This is a genomic window from Paenibacillus sp. FSL H7-0918 (assembly GCF_038007025.1).
GTDB classification, from domain to species: domain Bacteria; phylum Bacillota; class Bacilli; order Paenibacillales; family Paenibacillaceae; genus Paenibacillus_AQ; species Paenibacillus_AQ odorifer.
The window spans coordinates 1,040,224-1,053,693 of the sequence record NZ_JBBOWJ010000001.1 but is presented as its reverse complement, the minus strand read 5'-3'; the positions used below and the strand labels follow the sequence as shown (position 1 = coordinate 1,053,693).

Below are 13,470 nucleotides of genomic sequence, written 5' to 3'. Positions count from 1 at the left end.
TCAAAGAAAATATGTGTTTGCACTTGATCTGAAGCATTCACTATTCGCCAGATGTCAAAGCAACCGGAGGTAGTCATGAATAAAGCATTAAGAAATCCAGTGGTATTTTTCCTTTTCGTTCTTCCAGCATTGATATTGTTCACGATGTTTTTCATTTACCCCATTTTTAGTTCTATTTATTACAGCTTTACTAGTTGGAACGGTGTATCGGAGACGGTTAAATCAGCCGGATTAAGTAATTATGAGAAAGCACTAGGAGATGAACGATTCTGGATATCCGTTAAAAACAACGGTTGGTTTATTCTTTTCTCCGTATGTATACAGGTACCGTTGATCGTATTCTTCTCGTTATTAATTTCTAATGTGAAGAAGTTAAAGGGCTTATATAAGACAGCAGTCTTTATGCCTTCCATTATGTCTACAGCGGTTATCGGTATTCTCTGGGGGTTTATCTATGAGCCCAACATTGGACTTTTTAATAAGCTCCTTAGTCTAGTAGGAATTAATCCTATTTACTGGCTGTCAGATGAAAGATTTGCAATGCTTTCTATTTTGTTGACGAATGCTTGGCAGTGGACTGGATTTTATATCGTTATGGTCCTAGCGGCGATTCTAGCTATTCCTGGTGAATTGGATGAAGCTGCAGCCATTGACGGCGCAACTGGATTTCAACGCGCTACTCGTATCACGCTTCCACTAATCGTACCGATCATCTCGGTTGTAATTATGCTATCCATTGCTGGAGCAATGAAAGCTGCGGATATCGTCATCGTTATGACTAAGGGGGGACCTGCAGGTTCAACCGATGTAATGGCAACATACATGATTAAATATGCGATCACGAACTTTAAGTATGGATACGGAAATGCCATCGCTGTCCTGATCTTTGCGTTTACACTGGTGGTTACAGTCCTTTATCAGCTGCTGATTGCACGTCGTACAGAAAGGATTGAATACTGATGCCACGCGCCCTGAAAAAGAGTCTGCCACATATTGCCCTTTTATTCTATTTGTTAGTGATCCTGTTTCCTTTCCTATTCGTATTATTCTCTTCTGTGAAAAAGGATAACAATGAGATTGCGCTTAATCCTTTCGGTATTCCAAAGGAATTCGTCTTCAACAACTACGTGGAAGCTTGGGTAAATGCCAAGATCAGTACTTACTTTTTCAACAGTTTGTACATTTCGATCCTTGCCTCTGTAGTGTCCATTCTGCTTGCGTCTATGTTTGCTTTTGCGGTTACACGGATGCGTCAGGGGAAATGGAATACTATTTTGTTCTCACTGGTTTTAGTGGGAATGCTCATTCCGAATAATGCTTTAATGCTGCCGATTTATACGATTGTACGTAAGTTAGGAATACTGAACACCCACTGGGCGTTGATCATTCCTTATATCGCCAATGCGATTCCATTTACCATCATTATTTTAGCAGCATTTATGCGAAATTTACCTAGAGAAATAGAAGAAGCTGCGGTCATGGATGGCTTGAAGGCACCGGGTATCTTTGCTAGAATTATTGTACCTCTAACGGTTCCGGCTATGGTTACTGTATTCATTGTTAATTTCCTGGGAAATTGGAACGAGTTCTTGCTAGCTAACTACTTCCTGTCGAATGACGAGCTGCGAACGCTTCCAGTAGGTATGGTCCAATTCCGTGATCAATACCAGATGAACTATGCACAAATGTCAGCCGGTATCGTCTTCAGCGTCCTGCCGGTAATTATCATTTATGCTATTCTGCAGGAGAAGATTATTGAAGGTGTAACAGCGGGCGGCGTAAAAGGATAACTTTATTCTCAGTCAGGAGCACTAGCCGATGAATTTGCGCTATAAATTATTTACGGCATTTTTGGGCCTGATTATCATTCCTTTATTTATTCTAGGCATGCTTATGTTTTTTGTGACTTATAATTCTATTGAGAAAAAGTACAGTCAGCAGTCGGAATACTCACTTAAAGCGATTAGCTACAGTATTTCTAATGTATTAAAAGATATGGATAACGTTACAGACAACGGAATTGCTACCTCGGTATTTCATATGGCCCTTAGTGCAGATGATCCTAACAACCAGGATTTGACTGATGCTGAGCAACTGAATCTGAATGCGAGCCAGCGCAATTTCCGTAGTCTGTTGTTTAATCATCCATCGATCAGCTATGCATTTTTGTACAATTTTAACGGTAGAGGTAACTCTGAAATCGTGTCGCTTTTTAACAAGGAAAATTTCCGAACGCTACCCTATGATACATTCAAAAAAAGTGATCTGTACCAGGAAGTTATGGACTTGAATGGTGTGCCGAAATGGCTGGCTCCTCACGAGTATCCCGAGCTTACGGGTACTGAACCTGTGTTTACACAAATTCGGCTAGTGAAGGAATTGAGCTTCTTTCAAAACATAGGTATCCTAGTTGTGCAGATCAAGAATTGGGAGTTCGAATCCATATTTCGCAATCTAAAAATTGGGGATAGCAATCAGGATGTTTCCTTTATGCTTGTAAATGATGATGGAATGATTCTTTTTGACCCAGATCAAAAGCTGGATGGACAGGACTTCCAGTCTTTCGCGGATAAAGAGATTACCTTTAAAAAAGGGTTTCAGAGTTTCAAAACAGAGTACAACGGGGAGAAAAGCATTCTTTCCATGTATCACTTGAAGGACTATCCATGGAGTCTGGTATCTGTGACTTCTTGGAATACGTTGTCTCATGAAGTTACAGTATTTGCTCGTTGGTTCGTCGCTGTGATTTTCCTTTGCTTATTGGCAGCTGTGATCTTCAATTTATTTTTTATGAACCGGATTACCGGCGGCATCGCTGTCATTGTTCGTTTTATGCGCCGGGTTGAAGACGGAGATCTGACCACTAGGGTAGAAGTTAAAGGAAATGATGAGTTAACGCTGCTTGCTAAGGGTTTTAATGATCTTATGGATAAAATCAATGGGTTGTTTAACAGAATTCATGTGGAGCAGCGTCGCAAGAATCAAGCTGAGATGCGTGTTCTGCAGGCACAGATTAAACCACATTTTTTATTCAATACATTAGAATCAATCAATGTTCTCGCTATACAGAATGAAGGCAAAAAAGTTAGTGAGATGGTCTACAGGCTGGCCAGTATTTTGCGAATCAGCATTCAGGATCGGGAAGAGATTACACTGGATGAAGAAGTTAAACATTTACGCAATTATTTGGATATACAAAAATTCCGCTTTGAAGATTTGTTCGAATACGAGATCGATATTCCGAATGAATTGATGAGTTGCGGTATCCTTAAACTCACGTTACAACCGCTTGTAGAGAACAGCATTCAACATGGGTTTGAGGGCATTGATTACAAAGGTCATGTTTCTGTGAAAGTTTGGGAGAAGCAGGGGGATTTGATTTTACGTATTGAAGATAATGGTATTGGTATTACACCTTCTCAGTTAGCTATTTTTCAATATATTGTGAATGATCCTGTGGAGCAAGAAGTTAAGGTTGAACGGGATAACCGGATGAATCTTGAACGCAGAGGTCTTGGTATTCGCAGTGTAGCAGATCGCATCCGCATTGAATACGGTGACAGGTACGGAATATTTATCTGTTCTAGTCCAGGTCATGGTACTATTATCCAATGTGTCATACCTAAATACGAGCAGGGGGAAGATCATTATGCTAAAAGTATTATTGGTTGATGACGAAGCCCCAATTCTGAATAATCTGAACAGGGTGTTGCCTTGGCAGGAGATGGGGATGGAGGTTGTCGGTATGGCGCGAAGCGGAATGGATGCTTTGCGTATTGCCGAGGAGAAACAGCCTGATCTTGTGTTATGTGACATCCGTATGCCAGTGATGGACGGGTTAACTTTTATCGGTAAGTTGCGGGAGATGGGATTGGATAGCGAGGTGCTGCTTCTTACCGGATATCAGGAGTTTGATTATGCACGGGAAGCGATTCGGCTAGGTGTTAAAGAGTATATTTGTAAGCCGATACATTATGAAGAGCTTGGCAATAAGGTACGGGAGATTGGGGCTAAGATCCGTAGTAAGCAGTTTAAGAATAAACTGTATAATAGCATTCCAATTTTTCAGGAAATCCCTGAAGGTGAAGATGATTCTGGCAAAAAAACACCGGATCAGCTGATGAACCAAGCAGCTAAGTACATCACAGAACATCTCCATTCAGATATTGGGATTGAGGAAGTGGCGAATAAGATCGGGATTAGTGGCAGTTATTTCTGTCTCTTATTTAAGAATCGTTTTGCTATGACCTTCGTGGAATACGTGACCCTACAACGAATTGAAGCTGCTAAGTTTATGCTAACTAACAGCGATAAGAGTATTACGATGATTGGCTCGGGAGTTGGCTATCAGGAGCGGCGTTATTTTACCAAGGTATTTCAGAAGCAGACAGGAATGTCGCCTAAGGAGTATCGCGACCGATGCCGGACCGAAGTGCAGTGAGGTCGGCTGCTGAGTGGTGAGGTTAGCGTCGCTCCAAGGAATGTTTGTTGCTGAGTGGTGAGGTTAGCGTCGCTCCAAGGAATGTTTGGACTTCCGGTCGCTGTTATCCTCAGATTTCTTGATTAGAAACCGCTATTAGCGGTTGAAATCCGAGGATAAAGGCGAACGCTACGCTCCTACAGTTCCAAACTTCCTTTCCGTTCCTTCTCCCTCACCCCTCTTCGTAGTAGTATAGGGCCGTCCCACACCTGCGGATGTGGGCCTCTCTGGGAACACAAGGACTGATTGCCTAGTTAATCTAAGGCAGAAATTATCAACCAGCCCTTAGCTGTGATGAAGAGAAAAGATTATCAACCAGCCCTTGGCTGTGATAAAGTACGAAGATTATCAACCAGCCCTTGGCTGTGATGAAGAGAAAAGATTATCAACCAGCCCTTGGCTGTGATAAAGTACGAAGATTATCAACCAGCCCTTGGCTGTGATGAAGAGAAAAGATTATCAACCAGCCTTGGCTGTGATGAAGAGAAAAGATTATCAACCAGCCCTTGGCTGTGATAAATGCGATTAAGGTACATAAGCTATGATTAATTAAATTTTTTGCCTCTATTAGAGGCTGAAGAGATGGTTTTCCTCGATTTTCGAGGATAATCGTCTCTTTTTTTATAGAAATATAATATGTTCCCTATACTCCCATAAATTATCATATGTTTTAATTAAAGTGTAAGGAGGATACACAAAACGTTAGGCAAGCAAGAGTAATTGGGGCTTAAGAATGGGATGATGGAGAATGGGGGAACCAAAAATGAGTGTGACGAATCCTTCCGTCAGCTTGTCAGAAGTAAAGAAACCAGGCAGGGGAAGAACGCCGAATTTTCTTAGAGTAATGAAGAAATATTGGGTGTTCTATTTGATGATGTTACCTGCGATAGTGATTCTAATCATCAATAATTACATACCGATGTTAGGGACGGTAATTGCATTTAAGGATATCAATTACCAAAAAGGGATTCTGGGTAGTGATTGGGTCGGGTTAGCGAACTTCAAATATTTAATCTCGACGGAGACGGCCTGGATCATTACGAGGAATACGTTATTGTATAATACAGCGTTTATTATACTGACGCTATTTTTTTCGCTGGCTTTCGCAATTATGTTTAACGAAATGCGCAGCAGATGGCTATCGAAATTCCATCAAAGCGCTATGTTTCTCCCTTATTTTCTCTCTTGGGTCGTCGTAAGTTACTTAGTATACGGCTTTCTGAGTGCAGAGCATGGGTTCATGAACAAGACATTACTCCCGTTCTTTGGGGTGGATCCTATCGAATGGTATTCACAGTCCAAATATTGGCCTGGGATTCTAGTAATCGTGAAGATATGGAAAGAGATTGGGTATACAACGGTTATTTATATGGCCGCTATTATTGGAATAGATAATGAATATTATGAGGCTGCACTTATTGATGGAGCTTCTAAATGGAAGCAGATTCGAAAAATCACACTGCCGCTAATCAGCCCAGTTATTATAGTAATGACGCTGCTGCAGATAGGCAGGATTTTTAACGCAGACTTCGGATTATTCTTTCAGGTTACGAGAAATGCAGGAGCGTTATACTCGACGACGCAGGTTATCGACACATATGTATATCAAACCTTCCTCGCAATCGGTGATATAGGAATGTCTTCAGCCGCGGGTCTCGTTCAATCTGTTGTAGGATTTCTATTGATTTTCTTAGCGAATCTAGCAGTGCGGCGAATCAGTAAAGATGATGCTTTATTCTAAAGGGAGGTGGGAGTGTTGAGCCAGACAGAAACAGCAATAGGGTCGTCACGGCGTACAGGAAAGCGCACAAAACGGCAAAGACAACCCAATGAAATATCTAATATATCTAATTTGCTAATTAATATATTCTTTTGGATATACACAGCGATTTGTGTGGTGCCGCTGATCCTCGTAGTTATTGTATCGTTTTCGGACGAGAATTCCGTTATTCAGAACGGCTACAGCTTTTTTCCTAACAAGTGGGATATTTCTTCTTATGAATTTCTGTTAAAAGATTATTGGCAAATTATCGATGCAGCTTCCGTTTCGTTATTTGTGACTGTGGTGGGCACGATTCTGAGTCTTATCATTATGGCTATGTACGCTTACCCTATCTCACGTGGAGATTTTCCACATCGTAATTTCTTCTCATTTTTTATGTTTTTTACAATGTTGTTTAATGGGGGCCTTGTGCCTTGGTATCTGGTCTACACGCGAATGATGCATATGAAGGATACGTTATGGATTCTAATTATGCCGCTGCTGGTTTCTGCTTTCTTTGTTATCATCTTACGGACCTTTTTTGCCAATACCATACCGCCAGCTTTAATCGAATCTGCTAAGATCGATGGGGCACCAGAATTCCGGATCTTCGTTCAAATTATTTTGCCTTTGTCTATGCCAGTGTTAGCTACAGTAGGTTTGTTTCAGACCCTGGCCTATTGGAATGATTGGTACCTTAGTTTGATCTTTATCTCACCCGAAGGTCATGTCAATTTACAATACCTAATGTATAAGACGATGCTGAATGTTCAATTCCTGACAGCAAGTCCTCAGGCGATGGCTGCCTTGGCTGCACAGGGTGTAGAAATCAATATTCCAACAGAAACGGTAAGAATGGCGATGGCTGTTATTGGTATCGGACCTATCGTGTTTGTATATTCCTTCTTCCAGAAGTATTTTATTAAAGGGCTTACCGTGGGTGCTGTCAAAGGTTAAGGACGATTGTAATGGCTTAATTCGGCCGCTTTATGCTAAGGTGTGAACGGCCGATTCAGCATATATAAATATTTTGAGGGAGGTTATGGTGTATATGAAAGCTGTTAGAAAAAGCGCACTAATGACACTATTGCTAACGATGGTACTGAGTCTTAGTTTAGCAGGCTGCGGTGGGAATAACGGGAATAATGAAGCAGCTTCACCTGCTCCAAGCGAAAATGCAACCGCTACCAATGCTGCTGCTACGGATGAGCCAGCCGCGGATCCTACTGCCGAACCGGCAAAAGAATTGGAGCCTTATACCGTCAAGTTAATTTATGTCGGTGCCGTGCAAAAGGATGAAAAAGCTGTAGAAGATGAAATCAATAAGTTATTGGAACCTAAAATCAACGCCAAATTGGATATCGCACCGATCGATTGGGGTCCATGGGACAATGATGTCAATCTGAAAATTGCGAGTCAGGAAAAATTCGATATCATCTTTACAGCTCAATGGAAGAACTACGTAACGAATGCAGCTAAAGGCGCTTATCTCCCGATTAATGACGATAGCGGCAAATATGGTAATCTCCTAAATGAATACGGCCAAGGAATTCTAAAAAATCTGGATCCACAATTCTTAAAAGGTTCAGCGATCAATGGTGTGAATTATGCTGTTCCTACAAACAAGGAGCTGGCTGCACAAGGTGGGGTTGTCTATCGCTCCGATATTGCGGATGAACTGGGCATCGATATGTCGAATGTGAAATCCATTCAAGATCTGGATGCAGTTCTCAAAGTAGTGAAGGAGAAAAGACCTGACCTGACTCCATTGTATTTCAAACAAGGTGAGACCTTTAACTCACAATACATGGCACAATACGATACCCTTGGTGATGCTGCCATTCCTGGTGTTCTGCTTAAAGATTCCTCAGATACTAAGATTCAATCGATGATTGAGATGGATCGTTATAAAGAAATCATTAAACTTACTCGTGAGTATATGAAAAAAGGTTACATTAACAAAGACGCAGCTGTTGCTACGAATTCGACTCAGGATGCAATGAAGGCTGGCAATGTCTTTATGACAGTGCAATCGCTTAAACCGGGTAAAGATAGTGAGCTGGCTAACGCTACCGGCTTGGTTGGCAAGCTGAAACAAATTGCATTCAATGATCCAACGATTTCTACAAGTGATGCTGCTGGATCGATGCTTGCGATCTCCGCTTCCTCTGGTGATCCGGCTCGGGCCATGATGGTGCTAGATATTCTGCACACAGATAAAGATATCAACAATCTGCTTGTTTTCGGTATAAAAGGTGTGCACTATGAAGTCGTAAGTGGTGATACGATCAAAGCTACAGATAAAACAGCTGATTATAATACGGCTGCAGCTTGGATGCTTGGAAGTCAATTCCTGAACCCCGTGTGGGAAAGTGAAGCTCCAGACAAATGGGAACAATTCAAAGCCTTTAACTCTAAAGGTAAAGCCTCTGTAGCGCTTGGTTTCAACTTCGATGCCTCCTCAATGAAGACTGAAATGGCTGCTTGTAAAGCTGTAATGGATGAATACGACATCAGCTTGGATACGGGTTCTGTTGATCCTGATACCGTACTGACTAAGTATGCTGATAAGCTGAAAAAGGCAGGGCTCGATAAGATTATTGCAGAGAAACAAAAACAGCTGGATGCTTTCCTGGCTGCGCAAAAATAAAGCGAAAATGAATTCAAAAAAGGCTCTCCCCGGCAGGTTAATTTAGCCGGGGAGAGCCTTTTTATGATAGTACTTAGCGGAAGGCGCTGTCTATTTGCTTTGCGGTTTGAACAGCAAGGGTCCAAGCCAGTTCAGGAGTTAGCTCGCCTTTTTCAGCTTTGGTCAAGTATTCGAGCATGCTTGTCTCCACGTCAGCATGATGAGGGCCGTAATAGGTGGGAATTACTGCTTTTGCTGCTGACGAAAGGGTCAGACCAAGCTCTGAATTAGGAAAATAAGGATCATGCAGATCGTGGATTTCTGGGTCATCATAGATTTCGGGGGTGGAAGGGAAAGCCCCTTGTACCTTGAAAGAAACCAATTGCTGCGTTGGTTCGGTTAGCCATTTAATAAGAGCAAAGGATTCATCAGGATGATTACCTGTCTTTGGTAAGGTCAGAACGGAGCCTCCGCGATTAGCGCTGTTTTCTGGGATTTGTGTTACATTCCATAAACCGCTGGCAGTTGGAGCACTGCTCTTGATATGACCAATCATCCAAGCCGGACAGAGCATGACTGCAAAATCTCCGTTGAGCAGGCCTGCACCCCAGCGTTGGGTATCCACTGCAATACTGGCGGACAGATTTAGCTTAAGGGCTTGAATTGAGAAGTCCCAGGCTCGTTTGACCGCTGGATTATTGTCGAGGATCAATTCTTGCGTTGTGGGACTGTAATATTGAAGCTTGGACTGACGTAGAAGGGTGAGATAGAGGTTCTCCAAGTCATTTACAAAAGCTTTTCCTGTTCTCTCCTGTACTTTGGTGCCCGCTTCAAGGAATTGATCCCAAGTTTGGATTTCTTTAGCCACTTCCTCTGGTTTAGTAGGGAGGCCTGATAATGCGAATATATCCGTTCGATATAACATGGCATAGGGTCCAATTTCCGTTGGTAATCCGAAAATAAAATCATTACCCAGCACCTCCTGCCACTTCCAATTCAGAAATTGGTCCTTCAGATTGTCAGCTTCAAAGGTTTTTAGATTATAAAAATAATCAGGAAATTGTTTGAAGCGATCTAAATAGCTAATATCAATGGCAGCCACATCCGGCGAACTATATCCAGCTGCGAACGAGGTCTGTAGCTTGGCTGGAAGCTGCGTGGAGGTGGAGGTCTGAATATGAATCTCTAGCTCGGGATGTTGGGATTGATATTGGTCAATGAGCGACTCAAGACCTGATCCAGCAGTGAGCCAGATGTTCAGCTGTATCGGGTCTTGTAAAGCGGTATCTTCCTTGGAAGGGGAGAGCTGACAACCACTTGTATTAAGTAACAAGCCAAATGTTAATAGGACAGTAATCAACTTACCATTTACATTCAAGAGAAACACACCTCTGCTTTATTTGTTGTGCTTCTGAAATTCCTGAGGAGTCATCCCCATGTATTTCTTGAAAATGAGACTGAAATACGCAGGATCCTTAAAGCCTACTAATTCGCTAACCTCATATACCTTGAGAGTAACATTCTCTAATAATTCAGTAGCTTTTTGAATACGAAGTTTGGTAAGAAAGCTAGAGAAAGGCTCCCCTACATCATCTTTAAACAATCGGCCGAGATACGTTGGATTCATATACAGTTCGTCTGCGATCATTTTGAGGGAGAGATTTTCTTGGAGCCGGGAATTCATAACCTCAATCATCATAGAGATTACCCTGCGCGTTGCCTTTACTTGTAGTTGTTCAGTGAGCTGTGGAGAAGCCGAATGCATGGAGAGGTCTCTGAAAAAGATAACGGATGGCGTACTCTCTTTTTTGACCTGCTGACAAGCTTCCAGACTCTCATGATAGGCGGTTGCGAGCGCCCCCAATTGATAGTGAGGGTTGGAGACCCCTGCACAAAATGGCGATTTCAGAATGCCCGATAGCTTATGCAGCAGCTCTTGTGTCAATACCTCATCAACGCCGTTAGGCTGCTCAAGAGGATAGAATAATAGCATGATGGCTTCCTGCTCTTCTTGAATGCCAACAACGTTGGCGTACAGCGCAAAACATTCTTCTAATATATTTATAACTGCTGCATACATGGCTTGTTCCGACCAGTTCTGAGGCATGCCCACTCCAAGATGGTTTACGGTTACGACTACAAAGGAATGAAAAGGAGGAATAAGTTGTTCTTCAAAATAGGGCAACGGGATGCCGTAAAGAAGATCAGATAAGCGTTTCTCCCGAAGGTTTTTTTCTCTTAGCTGCGTTAATTGCCTCTGCTGTTTCTTCAATTGAAGACGTTCATATACGCCTGTTGCGACTTCAAGAATATGTTCTACTGAATTTGGTTTAACCAAATATTCCTTTACACCATAACGGATGGCTTGACTGGCATAGGTGAAGTCCTGATAACCTGTGAGCAGCACGGTTTCAGTGTCTGGATAACATTCATGGATATGCTTAGCGAGTTCCAGCCCATCCATGCCGGGCATTCGGATATCGGATATCACCAGATCAACCATATGCTCTTTTAACAATTGCACAGCCTCTAAACCGTTCTCTGCCGAGCCAATAATGATAAAGTTGTGATTCGCACTTCCCAGCATTTCTGACAGAGAACGGCGAACAAAACTTTCATCGTCCACGATTAACACATTCATCGTTGTGCCCCCTTAACTTTGATCATACTGTAATGGAACAGTGACCTTCACAAATAAGCCACCAAGCTCGCTTGTTGATAGCTGTAGACCAAATTCCTGTCCGTAGATTAGCTCTATGCGATGATTTAGATTAGATAGTCCAATTCCGGTATGAAGCAGCTTCTCCGGATTAACCTCACCGCCGACTAATGCGTCTGCCATACTTTCCTCGCTCATGCCGTCCCCGTTGTCTTCTACAGTTAACACCAGAGATGTTCCTTCACTATAGGCGCGTATGCGAATTAGCCATACTTCCCGAAGTGTGGGTTCAAGTCCATGAGTAATGGCATTTTCGACAAGTGGCTGAAGGGTTAATTTCATAAGCTGGCCATTCATAACCTCAGGATTTACAAAAAGATCAATCTGCAATTTGTCCTCGTAGCGCAGCTTCTGGAGAAAAATGAATCGTTCTAATTGCTTTAAATCCTCCTCAACTGTAACGAATTCGGATCCGCGGTCAATACTATAGCGGAGCAGATCACTTAGAGCGAGTACCATTTGGGACTCTTCCTGCATGCGCTTGTTGGCGAGCGACCAATAGATTGTATTCAAAGTGTTATAAAGAAAATGCGGGCGGAATTGCGCTTTGAGTGCTACGATCTGAGCTTGCTTTTCACTAATTTGTTTGCTGGATAGGTCAGCTATAGTATGATCCAGGTTTTGGAGCATCGAATTATAGCTTGAATAAAGGATAGCCATTTCTTTGTTCATGGTTGTTTTTACAAAAGGTAAAGTAGTTCCCCGTTCGACATTGCTCAGCTTGGTTGCCAGATTACGAAGGGGCTTGGATAGGGTCCAAGAGAAAAAGAAAGTGAATAGTAGGGCAGCACCCATCCCCAGCAGGCCAATTAAAATAATATTCCGGCGAATCGTATTTAAATCTTTAACAGCGTCTTTAGAATCAATGTAAGCAAAAACGCTCCACTCGCTATAGTCGGAATAGGCATAGGATACGAACAGATTGCGTGAGTTTATTTTTTGTGGAACGATTCTGGCTTTATGATTGCTGAATTGTTTTAGAAGCCCGTCGTTCATATAGAGTCCAATTTCTTTTGGATCTGTGGAATAGACAATGGTATTAAATGAATCAACAACTTGGATTTTCTCGTTTTTGCCGAGGTGAAATTGGCTGACAGCGTTATGGATAACCTCGACAGGGAGGACAAGAAACAGGGTTCCTAACCGGTTTAGATCATTCCAATCATTAATTTGTCTGGCTCCCATCACCACAGGGATATTACCGTTCTGCCATACATCTACACCGAACCAGACCATTCGGCCTTTATTCTGTGCTATAGCCGGAAACCAATAAGCATCGCGGATTTCCTTTTCGCTGTCCCAGATGACCTTTAAGGAACTGCTGTTGGTATACACCTGATCATCGGACAGACCGAGCAGCTTGAACTGGATGTCAGAGTTTATGGAACGTGTCTGTTGATCTATGTAACGAGTAATTTCCATGGCGTCTGTACGAGGTGAACGTGACAACGCTAAGTCTCCCAAGGTTTCTTGAATCAAGGGACTGAACATGATCGTAGAAGAAAGCTTATCGTTATCCTGAAGAATTGCGTCCATTTTACCTTGAAGTTGCTTGACGGATTCCAGGATATATTGATTGGAGCGGTTTAGAACAGCTTGAGAGGAAGAGCGGTAGGACAAAAAAATGGTGAATCCTACGATGGTGAAGATGATTAGAGAGAAGCCCATGATTAATTGAACGAGGATGGAGATTTTTTTGGACATGTTATCCCTCGCATGTAAAAGATATTCTTCCATACATTGTAACAAAAGCAAATGAAAGCGAATATAGTCAGACGAAAAATAAACATATTTATAGAAAAAATCTCATTTTTTTCAGGGGAAACAGCGTGGTTGTCCAACAATATTTAATACAGCGTTAATCTTTCTTTACTTAATAA

Annotated in this window: 10 protein-coding genes; 7 read left to right on the top strand and 3 right to left on the bottom strand. The window is 42.2% G+C overall.

Translation table 11 applies throughout. From position 1 onward, the window contains the following. Positions 1 to 75 precede the first annotated feature (75 nt). The 7 genes from MHI15_RS04960 to MHI15_RS04930 all read left to right on the top strand — a co-directional run bounded on the left by MHI15_RS04960 (position 76) and on the right by MHI15_RS04930 (position 8,892). Complete coding sequence (locus tag MHI15_RS04960) at positions 76 to 960, top strand: carbohydrate ABC transporter permease (RefSeq protein ID WP_036682917.1); 885 nt, start codon at positions 76 to 78, stop codon at positions 958 to 960. Next, the gene (locus tag MHI15_RS04955) at positions 960 to 1,790 is read left to right on the top strand and encodes a carbohydrate ABC transporter permease (RefSeq protein WP_036682912.1); all 831 of its coding nucleotides are present in this window, start codon (positions 960 to 962) and stop codon (positions 1,788 to 1,790) included. Before MHI15_RS04960 ends, MHI15_RS04955 begins: the two co-directional genes overlap by 1 nt. Positions 1,791 to 1,818: 28 nt before the next feature. After that, entirely contained in the window at positions 1,819 to 3,672 is a 1,854-nt protein-coding gene (locus tag MHI15_RS04950; RefSeq protein WP_076179044.1) for a cache domain-containing sensor histidine kinase, read from the top strand. After that, positions 3,650 to 4,441, top strand: coding sequence for a response regulator transcription factor (locus tag MHI15_RS04945; protein WP_036682908.1), 792 nt, complete (start codon positions 3,650 to 3,652; stop codon positions 4,439 to 4,441). The genes MHI15_RS04950 and MHI15_RS04945 overlap by 23 nt, the downstream gene beginning before the upstream one ends. Positions 4,442 to 5,228: 787 nt before the next feature. Continuing rightward, positions 5,229 to 6,221 (top strand): ABC transporter permease, encoded by a 993-nt coding sequence (locus tag MHI15_RS04940; RefSeq protein WP_305953563.1) that lies wholly within the window; start codon positions 5,229 to 5,231, stop codon positions 6,219 to 6,221. 15 nt (positions 6,222 to 6,236) lie between these two features. Beyond that, positions 6,237 to 7,199, top strand: a complete 963-nt coding sequence (locus MHI15_RS04935; RefSeq protein ID WP_235219483.1) for a carbohydrate ABC transporter permease — start codon at positions 6,237 to 6,239, stop codon at positions 7,197 to 7,199. Between the two features lie 94 nt (positions 7,200 to 7,293). Further along, the gene (locus MHI15_RS04930; protein ID WP_076193080.1) at positions 7,294 to 8,892 is read left to right on the top strand and encodes an ABC transporter substrate-binding protein; all 1,599 of its coding nucleotides are present in this window, start codon (positions 7,294 to 7,296) and stop codon (positions 8,890 to 8,892) included. A 73-nt stretch (positions 8,893 to 8,965) separates the two neighbouring features. Here the strand turns inward: MHI15_RS04930 and MHI15_RS04925 are convergent, their stop codons facing one another. From MHI15_RS04925 to MHI15_RS04915, 3 genes are read right to left on the bottom strand one after another with little or no spacing between them, the layout of a single operon-like run. Further along, positions 8,966 to 10,249, bottom strand: coding sequence for an ABC transporter substrate-binding protein (locus tag MHI15_RS04925; protein WP_076281379.1), 1,284 nt, complete (start codon positions 10,247 to 10,249; stop codon positions 8,966 to 8,968). An 18-nt stretch (positions 10,250 to 10,267) separates the two neighbouring features. Further along, on the bottom strand, positions 10,268 to 11,512 hold the full coding sequence (locus tag MHI15_RS04920; protein WP_341164173.1) for a response regulator: 1,245 nt from the start codon (positions 11,510 to 11,512) through the stop codon (positions 10,268 to 10,270). A 12-nt stretch (positions 11,513 to 11,524) separates the two neighbouring features. Continuing rightward, entirely contained in the window at positions 11,525 to 13,294 is a 1,770-nt protein-coding gene (locus MHI15_RS04915; RefSeq protein ID WP_076134511.1) for a sensor histidine kinase, read from the bottom strand. Positions 13,295 to 13,470 lie beyond the last annotated feature (176 nt).